This window comes from Leptolyngbya boryana PCC 6306 (assembly GCF_000353285.1).
Classification (GTDB): Bacteria; Cyanobacteriota; Cyanobacteriia; order Leptolyngbyales; family Leptolyngbyaceae; genus Leptolyngbya; species Leptolyngbya boryana.
Genome location: NZ_KB731324.1, coordinates 5,650,458 through 5,665,755, shown reverse-complemented (window position 1 = coordinate 5,665,755; position 15,298 = coordinate 5,650,458). Strand labels below are relative to the sequence as shown.

General features: G+C 47.2%; 13 protein-coding genes. 5 read left to right on the top strand and 8 right to left on the bottom strand.

Features of this window, described 5'->3' with window-relative positions:
• The 4 genes from LEPBO_RS0128245 to LEPBO_RS0128230 form a co-directional block, all read right to left on the bottom strand.
• On the bottom strand, positions 1-2,109 hold the full coding sequence (locus tag LEPBO_RS0128245) for a metallophosphoesterase family protein (RefSeq protein WP_017290956.1): 2,109 nt from the start codon (positions 2,107-2,109) through the stop codon (positions 1-3).
• A gap of 18 nt (positions 2,110-2,127) precedes the next feature.
• The gene (gene glpK / locus LEPBO_RS0128240; RefSeq protein WP_017290955.1) at positions 2,128-3,561 is read right to left on the bottom strand and encodes a glycerol kinase GlpK; all 1,434 of its coding nucleotides are present in this window, start codon (positions 3,559-3,561) and stop codon (positions 2,128-2,130) included.
• Positions 3,562-3,570: 9 nt separating this feature from the next.
• Positions 3,571-4,386, bottom strand: coding sequence for a DUF6671 family protein (locus LEPBO_RS0128235; RefSeq protein WP_017290954.1), 816 nt, complete (start codon positions 4,384-4,386; stop codon positions 3,571-3,573).
• Between the two features lie 89 nt (positions 4,387-4,475).
• On the bottom strand, positions 4,476-4,724 hold the full coding sequence (locus tag LEPBO_RS0128230) for a hypothetical protein (protein WP_017290953.1): 249 nt from the start codon (positions 4,722-4,724) through the stop codon (positions 4,476-4,478).
• Between the two features lie 191 nt (positions 4,725-4,915).
• Between LEPBO_RS0128230 and LEPBO_RS0128225 the strand changes: the two genes are divergently transcribed.
• Positions 4,916-5,527, top strand: coding sequence for a Uma2 family endonuclease (locus tag LEPBO_RS0128225; RefSeq protein ID WP_017290952.1), 612 nt, complete (start codon positions 4,916-4,918; stop codon positions 5,525-5,527).
• A gap of 77 nt (positions 5,528-5,604) precedes the next feature.
• On the opposite strand, the gene LEPBO_RS0128220 is transcribed toward LEPBO_RS0128225, so the two are convergent.
• Complete coding sequence (locus LEPBO_RS0128220; protein WP_017290951.1) at positions 5,605-6,537, bottom strand: HEAT repeat domain-containing protein; 933 nt, start codon at positions 6,535-6,537, stop codon at positions 5,605-5,607.
• A 162-nt stretch (positions 6,538-6,699) separates the two neighbouring features.
• On the opposite strand from LEPBO_RS0128220, the gene ldpA reads away from it, so the two are divergent.
• Both ldpA and LEPBO_RS0128210 read left to right on the top strand, forming a co-directional pair.
• Positions 6,700-7,806 (top strand): circadian clock protein LdpA, encoded by a 1,107-nt coding sequence (gene ldpA, locus LEPBO_RS0128215; protein ID WP_144056286.1) that lies wholly within the window; start codon positions 6,700-6,702, stop codon positions 7,804-7,806.
• A 171-nt stretch (positions 7,807-7,977) separates the two neighbouring features.
• The gene (locus LEPBO_RS0128210; protein WP_026148984.1) at positions 7,978-9,717 is read left to right on the top strand and encodes a R3H domain-containing nucleic acid-binding protein; all 1,740 of its coding nucleotides are present in this window, start codon (positions 7,978-7,980) and stop codon (positions 9,715-9,717) included.
• 66 nt (positions 9,718-9,783) lie between these two features.
• On the opposite strand, the gene acs is transcribed toward LEPBO_RS0128210, so the two are convergent.
• The gene (gene acs / locus LEPBO_RS0128205) at positions 9,784-11,751 is read right to left on the bottom strand and encodes an acetate--CoA ligase (RefSeq protein WP_017290948.1); all 1,968 of its coding nucleotides are present in this window, start codon (positions 11,749-11,751) and stop codon (positions 9,784-9,786) included.
• A 152-nt stretch (positions 11,752-11,903) separates the two neighbouring features.
• On the opposite strand from acs, the gene LEPBO_RS0128200 reads away from it, so the two are divergent.
• Positions 11,904-13,136: a glycosyltransferase family protein gene (locus LEPBO_RS0128200; protein ID WP_017290947.1), complete on the top strand. Its 1,233-nt coding sequence runs from the start codon at positions 11,904-11,906 to the stop codon at positions 13,134-13,136.
• Here LEPBO_RS0128200 and LEPBO_RS0128195 read toward each other — a convergent pair.
• Entirely contained in the window at positions 13,122-13,331 is a 210-nt protein-coding gene (locus LEPBO_RS0128195; protein ID WP_017290946.1) for a hypothetical protein, read from the bottom strand. The two genes, LEPBO_RS0128200 and LEPBO_RS0128195, sit on opposite strands and share 15 nt — an antisense overlap.
• A 26-nt stretch (positions 13,332-13,357) precedes the next feature.
• Positions 13,358-14,263 carry a pentapeptide repeat-containing protein gene (locus LEPBO_RS0128190; RefSeq protein ID WP_081614774.1) on the bottom strand — a complete coding sequence of 302 codons (906 nt, stop codon included), beginning with the start codon at positions 14,261-14,263 and terminating at the stop codon, positions 13,358-13,360.
• 37 nt (positions 14,264-14,300) lie between these two features.
• Here LEPBO_RS0128190 and LEPBO_RS0128185 point away from each other — a divergent pair, with 37 nt between their 5' ends.
• The gene (locus LEPBO_RS0128185) at positions 14,301-15,227 is read left to right on the top strand and encodes a phosphodiester glycosidase family protein (protein ID WP_017290944.1); all 927 of its coding nucleotides are present in this window, start codon (positions 14,301-14,303) and stop codon (positions 15,225-15,227) included.
• Positions 15,228-15,298 lie beyond the last annotated feature (71 nt).

The window sequence follows — 15,298 nt, the reverse complement described above, 5'->3', positions numbered from 1 at the left end:
CTAGAGGGTGGAACGGGCAAAACGGCTTTTCACAATTTCCAACGGTCTCCAGGACGAAAACCAGTACAGGGTGTGAATCACTTCTAAACTAGAGTCGTCTCGGGTAAAGCTGACGAGCGCAAGATTATTCACACCGACAATTTCCCGTCCGTCTTGAATCCATTTCCAAGTCCAGAATTTGAACAAATTGAAATGAAACAAGCCCGCTCTGACCGGAAAGCGATCAAGGCTCAAGTCCGTATGTTCGGCTGCCCGTCTCGGAATCCATTCCAGTTCACACTTCCAATCGGGCGAATCGATCGGTTTGGAGCGCTCGATCATATGCGGGGGATGATCCCATCCGAACCATTTTCGCTTAGGTTCTGGAAGCAGCCAGTGTTTTAACCGCGTGTGAATGATGCGCGTAATCAGTTCCTCATTTTTCATCGCACTGCTGGTCAGTTGCATCAGCACACCCGGCGCAGAATCCGCCCTTTGATAAGACAGGCGGATCGTTGAACTGTAATGAATATCACCAGAGAGCACCACGATCGAGTCTCTCAGCTTAAACAAATGGGTGAGCAATTGAGCCAGGGCATCGGTATTGACGTTCCAGGCATCTCCGACATCAGTTGAAAACACTTTCTTTTTCCGCAGTTGCCAATGATGAATCCAATCGATCACTTGCAAGCCAAAAAGATTAGTTGGCGCAACGAGAAAGGTTGTCAGATGCTTGGAGTCTTGGAGCAGCGAGAGTTGCTGAACTAAGGCTGCCGGAGCAATCAACCGGGGCGGCGCGATTTTCTGAGAGACTTGCTCGTGATCTAAGGGATAGCCTCGCCAAGTTCGAGTATCGAGAACCAGGATTTCATGACATTGACTGCGAATGATGAAATTCCAGGTGAGCGCATCTGGATGTCGATCGAGAATATTGACATCTCCGTCTTGAATGAATTTCGGCAATCCAGTTTTCGGATCTTGAGGCGGCATCCCGACGAGTTTGGCAATTTCTTGCAGCGCAGCGCGATCGCTGCCTTGAGAAGCCGACCATGTTTGCGCCGCATCGAGAAGCCTTGCACCAGATTGCTCCACTTCAAACCGTTCTGGCGTATTTCCCCAGCCTTGAAAGACTGCATAGGCGAGGAGCGCATTCTGCACCACTCTGCGACCCAGAGATCGACCCAGAACTCTCAAACACCAGGCTTGATTTAAATTCCAGTCGTCTGTGACATCATGATCGTCAAAAATCATGTAAGTCGGAATGTTTGCGAGGGCGCGTCGAACTTGCCAGAGCGTATGCACAAATCGCTCTAGATGAGGTTCTGTAGGCTTGAGGATTGCCCAGCCAATCTGTGACCAACTGAGTAAATATGTTGCATAGTATTCGCCCAAGCTGAACAGGTGATTTTCGACTTTTTGACGTTTATCTCCGAGTCCACCTGTAAATCCTGCTTGACGAGTCGCAATCTCTCCGCGTTCTTGAGGCTTCAGTTCTGAGGCAGTCATGAACGTGGATTTGAGCGGCAATTTTTCTTGCCATCCTAATAGACTGTCACCGAGTAACGTTGCCGTTTCTAAAAGTCGCGCAGAAACATCGTCTCCATAGATCTGATCGCCCGTTAAAAATAACTGATGAGGACGATCTCGAATTTCTGCCGCAGTGGTTTCCAACAAGCTGTCTAAAATCGGCAGCGCATCAATTCCATGTCCGTGTGGTTTTCGGCAAGAGCCATGCAAAATCTTGAGATCTTCAATCTGAGTCGGCGGAAGTAAGAACGTTGGTTTTCCGTGATCGAAATAGCTGAGATTGACATCAGGAAAGCGATCGCTGGTGAGTCCTTCTTGTAGTGAACATTCGCCTTGCTCAAATTTGAAGCATAAGTCATAGGCATAAAGTTGATCGGGTTGAAGCGTAGTCTGGGCTGTTACAGCCACAACATGCAAAGATTCACCGAGGGCAACTGTGGCGCGCTTACCCGTGAATAGGCAATCGTCGATCGCTTGAGTATGATAAATCCTGAGTTCAACTGTACAAGCTTTTTGTAGCGCAACCCAAACCGTCACAACTTCTGGAGCAGTGTGACGTAAGATTGGGCCTGCTAAAACTAGGGGCAATTCAGGATAAAGCATGTCTAAATTCTTGAGTTATCACTCCCAACGTTTGACGCGATCGACGGCTTTCTGCCAAGTTTTGAACTCAGCTTGAATGCGGTCTGATCCACTCGGCTCGAACACTCTATCAATGATCCGCCTATCGACGAGTTGATCATAACTTTCCCAAATTCCGGCACTGAGTCCTGCTGCAAAAGCCGCCCCTTGAACGGTTGTATCTCGAATCGCGGGTCGCTCGATCGCAATTCCTAAAACATCGGCTTGAAATTGCATCAAGAAATCATTTTCACAAGCGCCCCCATCAACAGCGAGTTTTTGAATCGGAGTTGGGCTGTATTTCTCAATTTCATCAATGACTTCTTTGACTTGAAACGCGATCGCTTCTAAAACCGATCTCACCAAATGTTCACGGTTTGCGCCTCTTGTGATGCCCAGAAATGCTCCACGTGCGCTCATATCCCAATGAGGTGTTCCAAGTCCGCTGAGTGCGGGGACAAAGTAAACACCGCCATTGTCAGGAACACTTGCCGCGATCGCTGCTGTCTCCTGTGCCGTTGAAATCATTTTCAGCTCATCTCGGAGCCATTGAACGCAGGCTCCACTGGTAAACATGCTGCCTTCGATCGCGTATCCAACTTGATCTGAGTCTGTCCAAGCGATCGTTGAGATGAGTTGTTGATCAGTTCTTACGATTTCGGAACCTGTGTGAGCAACCAGAAAGGTTCCTGTCCCATAGGTACATTTCATCAATCCGGGTCGATCGCAGCCTTGCCCGAACAATGCAGCTTGCTGATCGCCTAGGATTGCAGTAATCGGAATTCCTGCATAGTCTCCAAAATGACTAAGACTCGGTTGAATCGAAGGCAGCATGTGCAGCGGAATTCCAAAGAGATCGAGTAATGTCTGATCCCATTGACCCGTTTTTAAGTTCATCAGTAAAGTGCGGCTGGCATTGCTGTGATCCGTTGCATGAACTTTGCCGTCTGTGAGATTCCATAAAATCCAACTATCGATCGTGCCTGCTAAAACATTGTTTAGATCAACGCCTTTAACTTGATCGAGTAACCATCGAAGCTTTGTCGCAGAGAAGTATGCGTCGAGCACTAATCCAGTGCGATCGTAGATTTCTCCCTCTAAACCGCGATCGCGCAATTCATTACAAAACGGTGCGGTTCGTCGATCTTGCCAAACAATGGCACGGTGAAGAGGCTTGCCTGTAGTTTTGTCCCAGAGTAAACAGGTTTCGCGCTGAACCGTTAAGCCGATCGCTTTAACTTGATCATTGCCGACAGATTCAATCAGCGATCGTGTCGCATTCCAAATCTCTTCAGCATCATGTTCGACCCATCCTGGCTGCGGATAGTACTGGGTTAATTCTTGATAAGCTTGTCCTGCAATGTTTACTGCTTGATCAAAGAGAAACGCTCGATTTCCAGTTGTGCCTAAATCGAGTGCCAGAATGTACGACATACCTGAGTACTATGGATTACAAAATGCACAATACATTGGATCTGCAACTTGTGACTCAGTTGGCAACAGTTGTTCAAATCCGCAGGTCTGACATCGATAAATTTCCGCCAAAATCAAATCAGTCGGTGCATTACACCAGCCACAGGGTAATCCTCGTTTGATGTCCGAGACTGAGAATCCCGGTTTCGAGCAGTTAGGACAACTCGATTTCAGTTTTTTGACGAGATCCTGTGTGGCTTGTGCGATCGCCTTCATCCGCGTTGGATTATGCATGGCTCTCATATCGGTCTCCAGATGAACGGGCTTCGATGCAGCATTAATCAATTCCTCAAGCTGCTGAAAATCGCAAATGCCTTTGGTGATTTGATCTTGATCAATCACAACGAGCTTATGCTCTGGAAATCCAACTTTGATGGCAAATTCGCGAGCCTGCTCAAAGCTAGACACGCTGCGATGAGCAAAATTTGTTTCAAGTGAGATCACTTCACCAATGATTTCTAAATTGTGAACGGTATCAATTAGAAGAACAATTTCGCGATCGCTAGGCAGCATGGGCATAGCGGGATGCGGTGCGAAGCTCCCTTCTGAAGCGATCGCGAAATCGAGTCCGGTTTGCTCGATCGCAGACAACGCTTTTCTGTGTGCAGCTTCGATCTGATCACCAGTTCGAGCAATTTCTCTTGTAAATGTTCCAAACTGATCTGTGTTGAAGTCCGATGGAACGATGACTTTGAGATCGAATTCGGATTCTAAGATGGGTGCGATCGCTTGTTCTTTGCGGTGCATTGTGGCAAGGACAGCCGTTCGACCTTTGAATAAATCCATAGCTCATTCATCTGCTTTTAGCATTCATATGGTTGTTCGGTTACAAGCCCCGGAACAACTTGGTAATCTTAACTCTCTGCCTATTGCTCTCACGTTTCAGCTTCAACCCGCAGCTTTCGGGCGTAAGTTTGGCTATCAATGATATCAGGTCGCGAATTGATGACTCCTTCACGCTGCCAGTAAGCAACTAACTCTGCACCTGTTTTAGGTAGGTTTTCTGATACTTGCCTTGCTGTAAGAATACGCAGAACATACTCAGTTAGGGGCAAGTTTAACTGCGAAGCTTCCGTAAAGAGTTCATGCTCTAGTTCTGGTGGTAGGTTAAGGTTGAGAGTCATTTTTGCGCTCCTAAGTTGGCTCTGCTCCTACATTGATAGTAGCTTGAGCAGTAAGAAGACGGAAATCTTTACAAAATCAGCCAGTCGCGTCACACAAGCAGCTATCGGAGACAAAATCGCAGGTTTTTGAATTGGGCTTTGCCTGGAAGGTTCCTATAATTGAGGCAAGACTTTTCTGGATGGAGCGGCTCATGCCTAGCCTAGTGGTCAAATCGGAACAGATGCCATTACCGATCGATCTTTCTTCGCTCACATCGATGCCAAAGCTGAGTGATCAGCAGTTCTATAATTTTTGCCGAACCAATCCAGACCTAAGGATTGAGCGCAATGCGAATGGAGAGATTATTGTAATGCCGCCAGCTTTTTCCGATACAGGAAACCGCAACGGTAGAGTTTTTGGGCAGCTTTTTGTTTGGTCTGAAGCAGATGGAACTGGCGAAGCCTTTGATTCTAGTGCTGGCTTTACTTTACCGAATGGTGCAGTGCGATCGCCTGATGCATCCTGGATTTTGTCTGAACGTTGGAATGCGTTACTTCCAGAAAAACAGGCATCTTTTGCAGAAATTGTGCCTGACTTTGTTGTGGAATTGCGATCGAGCAGCGATACGTTGGTGAGTCTGCAAGAAAAGCTAGAAGAATATATCGCCAATGGGGTGCGGTTAGGGTTGTTAATCGATCGGAAGCATCGTCAAGTTCATGTTTATCGATCGAATCAAGAACCAGAAATTTTAGATCATCCCGATTCTGTTAGCTGTGAACCCGAAATGCCAGGATTTGCAATGAAGATGGCAAAGATCTGGTGATCCGGATAAGACCTTTGCACGATTTATTGGTTAGAAATAAACCGCGAAACGTCAAACTCCTTCCTATATATACCGGGTTAGAAATAGAAATTTTTTTGTGGAAAAGATGAGTTAGGTCTAAATACAGTGATCTGGAAATCTTGCGAGAGATTGTATCTGCGTAAAACCTTTTGAACGGCTGAAGATTTTAGTGCTGTGACACAAGCGCTGAGAAATAATTCCAAGCATCCTAATGATAGTCTGGACTTCTCAAACTCTTTCTGCATCCATTCTCCTAGAGTGCTAATTTCATACCCATGATAGGGCAAATCATTTAATCGCCATTGGTAATAGTTCTTGTCATGGTAGGCTTCTGCCAGATCAAAATCTTCTTGGGCTGTAAGAAAACTCAATTGAAATTGCCCATACCAAGGAGTGCAGCGCAAGTCCAAACCATGAATGGTTTCAAACTTTAAACGCTTCTGCCATTGATATAACTCTTGCCGAAGTCCATCTGTAAGACGTTTCGTGAAATCATCAATTCCTTGGATTGTCTCTTCATGGACTGTTCCGATCGCAAATTTTCGCACTGCTTCATTCGGATGATCCACTGCTAATTCTAGGACAGACATCATCTCTTTATCGTTAATCTCACCCCAGAAAGACATTTGATCCAAAATCTCAGTAACATTCTTTTGTATCTGAGCATCTGGATCAGCAAGCAATTCAGAAATATATTCTAAAACTTCTCGATTAGAGGTGTACTTCAGAAGCCATACGGCACTGCGCCGCTTTTCAATGTCATGGCTAGTTTTATAAATGTTGTAGCAATGTTTCATTCCTAGCGGTCTGAGAATTCGTAATATTCCTTCTGCTAGACCCCAGCCTTCTTCTAAATTAATGCAGCATTCAACAGCTTGGGCAAAGAAATCTTCACCAAGTAGTGTCTCGATTGCTTCCAAACTCACCTGACTGCCGTGAATATGAATTGCCCCAAGTTCTGTAGCTAATTTCTCCCAATCAACTTGCATAGCATTTCTAGAAAATCCAAAATCGCGATCGCTTGGCAGTGTAATCAAAGGTTGAGCATAATTTGCCCGAGGTGACCAATAGTCCTAGACTTTGCTCTTAAATTATAGCGATCGCCCAAAATTAATCGTCAAAAATCGCTCTAGGCGGATTAGCATAGAGGAGTGATAGATTTTAACTTGCCTCAACGATCGCTAAATCAAGGGCACTGGTTCAAACTTATCTGTGGAGCCAGTTTCCAACATCTGCCCGCCATTCGCACCTTGTCACTGGTCTATGCGCTTGCGGGGGCGGATTGTGTCGATGTCGCCGCAGATCCAGCCATCGTTTCAACGGCAAGAGAAGCTTTTGCAATTGCTAATCAACTTGCACCAGAAGCCATCCAGCGCGGATTCACCCCCTCAAATCCCTGGCTCATGGTCAGCCTTAACGATGGCGAAGACCCGCATTTTCGCAAAGCAGAATTTAACCCAGAACTTTGTCCTCCAGACTGTTCAAGACCTTGTGAATTGATTTGTCCAGCCGATGCGATCGATCAGACAGGCGTAATCGACGAGCGCTGTTATGGCTGTGGGCGATGCGTGCCCATTTGTCCAATCAACCAGATTGTGACTCGATCGTATGTCTATACTCCGGAAGTGATCGCGCCGATGTTACTGCAATCAGGCATTGATGCGATCGAAATCCATACCCAGGTTGGTCGATACGATGACTTTAAACGAGTGTGGAATGCCATTAAACCAGGACTCGATCGCTTGAAACTCATCGCGATTAGCTGTCCAGAAGGCGAAGACTTAATTGATTACCTCTGGGCACTCTATGAATTAATTCATCCCCTACCCTGTGCCTTAATCTGGCAAACCGATGGTCGTCCAATGAGTGGGGATATTGGCGATGGCGCAACCCGCGCCTGTGTGAAATTGGGTGAAAAAGTTCTCGCTACAGACATACCCGGATATATTCAGCTCGCAGGAGGAACAAATCGGCACACTGTACCAAAGTTAGAAGCATCAGGGATGTTGCACAATAGAGATAGTACACCCGCTTCAAGGTGGGTTTCTGGAATCGCATATGGCAGCTATGCCCGCAGTTTACTTTCACCCGTTCTCACTCAACTAGAAGCAAAGGAGATGATGCCCCTGAGCGATTGCTCGAACCTTTCCCCAGGCGCGATAGAAACCGTTCCTGATTTACTCTGGCAAGCTGTTGAACTTGCATCCGAACTTGTCCACCAAATCAAATCCCCAAATCGAGTTCTGCAAGTGATTTAGCATACACAGAGATAGATCAAGATCCCGTACTCTAAACACCAGATAGGTCTTTTTTCCTATCGTTTTCTCCCATTCTTAGAACACATGGTAGAACAAAGTTTCGTCCCTTTCGAGTCCAATGCCAGTCAGTCTTCTGACCCCGTGACCATGACCGCTTCAGAACATAATCGGATGCAAACAACTGACGACTTAACCAAGCTTTTAGACATTCTGCCGACTCACTTGCGCGATCGTTTAATCGAACATCCTGAACTCGATCGCTTAGTAGAAGTGGTGATGGATTTAGGACGATTCCCCGAAGCCCGTTTTCCAGGCAGAGCTGAATACCTCTCGGATACACCGATTACCAAAGAAGACCTTGCAGAAAGTACGCAAAAAGTCGGTGATTTTGGTGGGGACAACCGGGCAGGAATCGAGAAAACCTTGCACCGAATTAGCGCAATTCGCAATCGTCGTGGTGAAGTAATTGGCTTAACTTGCCGAGTTGGACGAGCCATCTTTGGCACGATCGGGATGATTCGGGATTTGGTCGAAAGTGGTCGATCGATTCTCATGTTGGGTCGTCCTGGGGTGGGTAAAACGACAGCACTGCGAGAAATTGCACGTGTGCTAGCCGATGAACTCGATAAGCGTGTCGTGATTATTGACACGTCGAATGAGATTGCGGGCGACGGAGATGTGCCGCATCCTGCAATTGGTCGAGCAAGACGGATGCAAGTTGCACGCCCTGAATTGCAGCACCAAGTCATGATCGAAGCAGTGGAAAACCACATGCCAGAAGTGATTGTGATCGATGAGATTGGAACCGAACTAGAAGCTTTAGCCGCTCGAACGATCGCGGAACGCGGTGTGCAATTAGTCGGAACAGCACACGGGAACAAGCTGGAAAACTTGATCAAAAACCCGACGCTTTCGGATCTCGTGGGTGGGATTCAATCTGTGACGTTAGGTGATGAAGAAGCTCGCAGACGAGGGTCGCAAAAGAGTGTTCTAGAACGCAAAGCACCGCCGACATTTGATATTGCAGTTGAAATGGCTGAGCGGCAAAAGTGGGTTGTGCATGAAGAAGTTTCAGACACGATCGATTTGTTACTCCGAGGCAGACAGCCTAGTCCTCAGACTCGTGCAACCGATGATGAAGGCAACATCACCATCACGCATGAGGCTCCGCAACCAGAGCCGGGAAAGACCCGCTTAAAAGCGCTTCCTGATAGTGGTGGCTATTCTGACTCAATGCAGGCGCGCGGTTGGCGATCGACAGGTCGGATGAAAGCAGTTGCCAGTTCGACGAATGTTCGCACCTTAACGCCGGAACAGCAATCGTTTGAACGGATGCTAGATGAATCGTTAGGACGCACTTTTGATTCGATGGAATCGGAATCTTTTCCGGGTCCGAATGGAGAAGAATTGCCCCTGCATGTTTATCCGTATGGCGTGAGTCGGCAACAGCTCGATCAAGTGATTCGGACATTGAATTTGCCGATTCATTTGACGAAGGATATGGATGGGGCGGATGCGGTTTTAGCCCTGCGATCGCATGTGAAAAACCATGCAAAACTGCGTCATTTGGCGAAGACTCGTCAGATTCCGATTCATACTGTCAAATCGAACAATGTGCCTCAAATTGCGATCGCGCTGAGACGATTGTTGAACATGGAGGAGCCAGGTTTGCCGAGCGAAGCAGAATTGAGCCTGATTGTGCGCGGGGACAATGAGGACGAGATGGAAGCTTTAGAAGAAGCACGGCTAGCAGTCGAGCAGATTGTGATTCCGAAAGGGCAGCCTGTCGAGCTACTTCCGCGATCGTCTACGGTGCGGAAGATGCAGCATGAGTTGGTCGAGCATTATCGCTTGACTTCCAGAAGTTTTGGCGAGGAGCCAAATCGCAGGTTGCGGATTTATCCTGCATAGATTGTTTGATTGACGAAACGATCCGAACTCTGAGAAATAGACAAGCTCAAAGTTCGGATCGTTTTTCTATGCACCTTCTCGAAGTTTCTCTAACACACTGCGATCTTCGAGCGTCGAAGTATCGCCTGAAATCTCAACGCCTGCCGCGAGATCTCGGAGCAATCGGCGCATGATTTTACCCGATCGCGTTTTTGGTAAGGCATCGGCAAAGCGAATTTCACCCGGACGAGCGATCGCACCAATCTCACCGACGACATGCTTCTTCAACTCTTTCGCCAAGTCTTCGCTCGGTTGATAGGTTCCTTCTAGCGTCACAAAGGCGACAATGTCTTGTCCTTTAATTTCATCAGGCTTGCCGACGACTGCGGCTTCTGCAACAGCAGGGTGAGAAACCAATGCAGATTCGACTTCCATTGTGCCTAAACGATGTCCGGCAACGTTGATCACATCATCGACGCGACCCATGACCCAGAAATAGCCATCTTCATCTCGACGTGCGCCATCTCCAGCAAAGTAAATGTACTGGCCGTCTTGAGGTGGAATGTGTTCCCAGTAGGTTTTGCGGAAGCGATCGGGGTCTTTATAAACCGTCCGCATCATGCCCGGCCAAGGATAACGAACGGCGAGATAGCCTCCTTCATTGACTCCAGCAGAATTGCCATCGAGATCGACGATATCTGCCAAAATTCCAGGGAAAGGCAAGGTCGCTGATCCGGGCTTGGTTGGAATTGCACCCGGTAGAGCCGTAATCATAATGCCGCCTGTCTCGGTTTGCCACCAGGTATCCACGATCGGGCATTTTTCCTTACCAATAATCGTGTGATACCACATCCAAGCTTCAGGATTGATCGGTTCTCCAACTGTTCCCAGTAAGCGCAGAGAAGAGAGGTCGCGCGAGTTGGGATGATCATCGCCCATTTTGATAAAGGCACGAATTGCAGTCGGAGCGGTATAAAAAATAGAAACTTTATGCTTCTCGATCACATCCCAGAAGCAGCCCGGATTGGAGGCACGCGGCGCACCTTCATACATTACAGTCGTCGCACCGTTGGACAGAGGCCCATAAACGACATAGCTATGCCCTGTAATCCAACCTACGTCAGCCGTACACCAGTAGACATCATTCTCTTGCAGATCAAAGATCCACTGAGCGGTCATGTGAGCATAGAGGTTATACCCGCCAGTGGTGTGAACAACGCCTTTCGGCTTGCCCGTACTGCCAGACGTGTAGAGAATGAACAGCATATCTTCACTGTCCATCGGTTCGGCAGGACAATCAGCGGAAGCGTCTTGGATCAAATCGTGCCACCAGAGATCGCGATCGCTCATGGCGATGTCTTGAGCGGTTCGCTTGACGACGACGACTTTCTCAACTGAAGTCGTGCCTTCTGCCAACGCTTTATCGACTTGGGGTTTGAGGGGCACGATCGCATCTTTGCGCCATCCGCCGTCAGCAGTGACGACAACTTTGACTTCGGCATCGACTAAGCGATCGCGTAAAGCCTCTGCACTAAATCCTCCAAATACAACCGAGTGAGGCGCACCGATGCGGGCACAAGCGAGCATCGCGATCGCGGCTTCGGGAACCATCGGCATGTAGATGCCAACCCCATCGCCTTTTTTCACGCCTAAACTTTTTAGAACATTGGCAAATTTACAAACTTCTTGATGGAGTTCTGCATAGGTTAACGTTTTAGAATCGCCCGGTTCTCCTTCCCAAACAATTGCGGGTTTGTTGCGGCGATCGCTGTCTAAATGACGATCGAGGCAATTGTAAGAAAGGTTAATTTTTCCATTAACAAACCACTTGGCGAAGGGTGGATTGCTCCAGTCGAGCACGGTGTCCCACTTTTGGAACCAGTGCAGTTCTTGTTCTGCCAATTCTGACCAAAATTTTAGAGGGTCAGCTTTAGCGCGATCGTAAAGCGATTTATACTCTTCCAGACTCTTGATGCGAGCTTGCGCGGAAAACTCCGCAGTCGGGGGAAAGAGGCGTTCTTCTTGTAGGATAGATTCGATCGTCGGTTGTGACATCGCAGTATTTCAAAGTAGCTGAGACAAATTGAGAGATTGATCCCTCATACAAAACGATACTGGCTTCTCGCAATGGATCGGTAAATTTGTGAATTTATTAAACTCTTTTTAGATTTTCTACGTCGATTTAATGGTGTTCTTCTAATTTTGCTATGGCTGTCGATATTTTGATTTTGTCGAATGCACCCGGAGAGTTGGCAACTTGGGTAAAGCCAGTTGTGCGAGAATTACGCGCTCAGCTTGGTGATGAACCGAGAATTTCTGTGATGCTCTCGCCTTGCCCGAATGCGAGTGGACAAGAAGCAGAGATCGCGCTGAGTTATCCGGAGGTCGATCGCGTTCAAGCCGCAGAACATTTTTTCTCGTTTCTCTTGTGGGGCAAGACGGCAGACGATTGGGATTGGCACGATCGAGGAGTTGTGATTTTTCTCGGTGGCGATCAGTTTTTCCCCGTTGTGATTGGCAAACGATTGGGATATCGAACCGTTATTTATGCGGAATGGGAAGCGCGCTGGCATCGCTGGATCGATCGCTTTGGGGTGATGAAATCAGAAATTCTCGATCGCGCTCCGGCTCAGTTCGCGCACAAAATCACGGTTGTCGGAGATTTGATGGCAGAAGTTCAAACCCAACAGGTTGCCAGTGCAACTGAAGAATTGATTGGCATATTACCAGGCTCAAAACCTGCAAAATTGATGCAAGGTGTGCCGTTGATGATCGCGATCGCAGATCAGATCAAACTCCATCGTCCTCAGACTCGATTTGTCATTCCCGTTGCACCGACTTTAGATCTACCGGATTTAGCCAAGTATGCTGATCCAAAACAGAATTCGCTTGTGCCCTTGCTAGGGAATGTTTCAGGTCAGTTAGTGGGAGATCGCTTAGAAACACCAAATGGTTTGTCAGTCGAGCTTTGGCAATCCAAAACTGAGCGAGTTCCGATGTATGAAGTACTCTCACAATGTTGCTTCTGTTTGACAACCGTGGGTGCAAATACTGCTGAACTCGGTTCTTTAGGGATTCCGATGGTGGTTATCGTTCCGACTCAGCAAATGGATGCAATGCGGGCTTGGGATGGCATTCCAGGATTGCTTGCCAATCTTCCTGGAGTGGGGGGATGGTTTGCGAAACAGATTAACTCCGCTATGTTAAAGCGGTTAGGATTACTCGCTTGGCCGAACATCTGGGCAAAAGAAATGATTGTTCCAGAGTTAGTCGGTGAGCTAGACCCCAAAGAAGTTGCCAAATTTATGATCGATTATCTGGATCATCCAGAAAAATTAGCAGCAATGCGCGATCGCTTACGTCAAGTGCGCGGAGAACCTGGAGCCGCAAAGAAATTAGTTGCGATCGTGGCAGAGGAACTCAACCTAATTTCCGGGTAAAAGGCTCCACAGCGATCGCACAATTTGCTCGACTTCAGCAAGAATTTTGTCGGAGCCGATTCCAAAAAATTGTAGAGCAAACACGATCGCAGCAATCAAAAGTGCAGTTTTTAGCGTTGCTTTGAGAACCCGTACTAGCCAGAGAAAGACTAAAACGGTGATGACGATTGAGCCGATTAGCAGAAAGAGATTCATGATGCTGAGCGGAAATTGAGCAAATCTTACTTTAGCGCACTGGCTCCAATGGATTCAGAAAAATCAGTATTTCGTAAATCCGCGTATGCAAAGCGCGCATGTGTTAATTCTGCACCCCGGAATGATGTGCCGATCGCATGTTGTAATTCATACACAATCCAATTGAGTGATACAAACGTCAATCCTAAATACATCAATGTAATGATACTAAAGACAATGCCAAGCGAAAAGTTTGAATTACCAAAATAAGCATTTGCGATCGTACTCCAGAAAAATGTCGCAACATAGCTTGCGATCGCGCCTAACAGACTCACACCCACTTTGAAGCTCGTTCGATACTGAAAGCGCGACAAAAATAACATCATTACACTGGTCAGGACAGTCAGCCCTACTGCAATCTGGATATGATGTTCATCCAAAGACAACAACAGTTGATGCAGCCATTCTGAAGTACTTGGGATGAATACATTCGGTGGAAAGATCAGAGTTTGAATCAGACCCGGATAAAAGAATCCCACTCCAAATCCCACGATCGCGCTAACCAGTACCGCTGTTACGCTCGTTAAAAAATCTCCTAGCTCTGATTTTCGATTGACAGCCGCGATCGCAGAACTGACTCCCGCTAAACTTGTAGCAGCATAGAAAATCGGAACATAAATCGTCCGCGAATCCAGAGGAGATTGTCCGATCGTATTAAAGAGCAATCGCACCATCACATCGCCCACAAATAGCGAAACGAAGATGACGAAGCCACCTAGATAAAATCTTTGCCGCAGCGATAGCCCTGCTTTTGTATCTGAGAAATCTGCTCCACTCAAGATCGCGCCTGTGAAATCGCACCCCCGAATATCTGCGCCTCGGAAATTCATGAATGCCAAATTCTTCCTGCGAAATGAGCGATTCCGGAGATCGTGATTAATATAGTGAGTCATAGGGCGTGAAGAATGACGCACATCTAATTTAATCGGTATGACACAGCGCGATCGCTATAATTTCGGAAAAATTCTGAGCGTTTTTATTCTTTTACTCCTGACGATTCCAATTTTGATCTATGGAGTGCGGCAAAATTCTCGCCCACCGCGGATCGATGAAACGCGATCGCTCTTTCCTGGAATTGCCTACGAACGGCAAGCGCTGTCCAGTCCGCGCCCGATCATGGTGCACAAAATCTCGATCGATCTGACGACTCCAGGCATTCGTCCTTTTGTTAATCCAGGCATTACTTCTAATGATGCAAAAAATTCTCCTAGAAATCGCGAAACAATCGCACGAACCGTAACAGAATTCGTTGACGAATTTGATCTTCAACTTGGGATCAATGCAAATTTCTTCCATCCATTTCGCGAAGAAACTCCTTGGGATTTTTATCCTCATGCAGGGGATGTGGTGAATGCTTTAGGACAAGTGACCTCTAACGGAAAAACCTATTCGGCTGCTGAAGAAGGTTGGTCTGCAATCTGCTTCTTGGCTAAAAATCGAGTTGTAATCGATGAGAAAGGAATTTGTCCAGCAGGCACAGAACAAGCGGTTGCGGGCAATGATCTGCTAGTCAAGAAGGGTCAGCCTTTAGCACCCCCAGATTACGAAGCTGTGAAAGATAAGCCTTATCCTCGGACAGTCATTGCGATCGACAAAACTGGAAAAAAACTCTGGCTCGTTCTGATTGATGGCAAACAGTTCCAATACAGCGAAGGAATGACCCTAGCCGAGACATCCGCTTATTTACAAAAACTAGGTGCAGAAACCGCACTGAATTTAGACGGCGGCGGCTCTGTCACGATCGCAATCCAGACTCCCAAAGGTGCAAAAGTTCTCAATTCTCCCATTCAAACGCGCATTCCCCTACGCGAACGCCCTGTTGCAGTGCAGCTTGGCTTTTTTGCTCAAAAAACCTGATTTCCCTACTCCCCACTCCAACATCTGAAAATTGCTGCTAAATTGGGATTTCGATCGCCATCATTCTCCAG

What these genes read in the sequence shown, in the direction of transcription:
- LEPBO_RS0128245 (WP_017290956.1), bottom strand. Translation starts at nt 2,109, where the DNA reads ATGCTTTATCCTGAATTGCCCCTAGTTTTAGCAGGCCCAATCTTACGT.
- glpK (WP_017290955.1), bottom strand. Translation starts at nt 3,561, where the DNA reads ATGTCGTACATTCTGGCACTCGATTTAGGCACAACTGGAAATCGAGCG.
- LEPBO_RS0128235 (WP_017290954.1), bottom strand. Translation starts at nt 4,386, where the DNA reads ATGGATTTATTCAAAGGTCGAACGGCTGTCCTTGCCACAATGCACCGC.
- LEPBO_RS0128230 (WP_017290953.1), bottom strand. Translation starts at nt 4,724, where the DNA reads ATGACTCTCAACCTTAACCTACCACCAGAACTAGAGCATGAACTCTTT.
- LEPBO_RS0128225 (WP_017290952.1), top strand. Translation starts at nt 4,916, where the DNA reads ATGCCTAGCCTAGTGGTCAAATCGGAACAGATGCCATTACCGATCGAT.
- LEPBO_RS0128220 (WP_017290951.1), bottom strand. Translation starts at nt 6,537, where the DNA reads ATGCAAGTTGATTGGGAGAAATTAGCTACAGAACTTGGGGCAATTCAT.
- LEPBO_RS0128210 (WP_026148984.1), top strand. Translation starts at nt 7,978, where the DNA reads ATGCAAACAACTGACGACTTAACCAAGCTTTTAGACATTCTGCCGACT.
- acs (WP_017290948.1), bottom strand. Translation starts at nt 11,751, where the DNA reads ATGTCACAACCGACGATCGAATCTATCCTACAAGAAGAACGCCTCTTT.
- LEPBO_RS0128200 (WP_017290947.1), top strand. Translation starts at nt 11,904, where the DNA reads ATGGCTGTCGATATTTTGATTTTGTCGAATGCACCCGGAGAGTTGGCA.
- LEPBO_RS0128195 (WP_017290946.1), bottom strand. Translation starts at nt 13,331, where the DNA reads ATGAATCTCTTTCTGCTAATCGGCTCAATCGTCATCACCGTTTTAGTC.
- LEPBO_RS0128190 (WP_081614774.1), bottom strand. Translation starts at nt 14,263, where the DNA reads ATGACTCACTATATTAATCACGATCTCCGGAATCGCTCATTTCGCAGG.
- LEPBO_RS0128185 (WP_017290944.1), top strand. Translation starts at nt 14,301, where the DNA reads ATGACACAGCGCGATCGCTATAATTTCGGAAAAATTCTGAGCGTTTTT.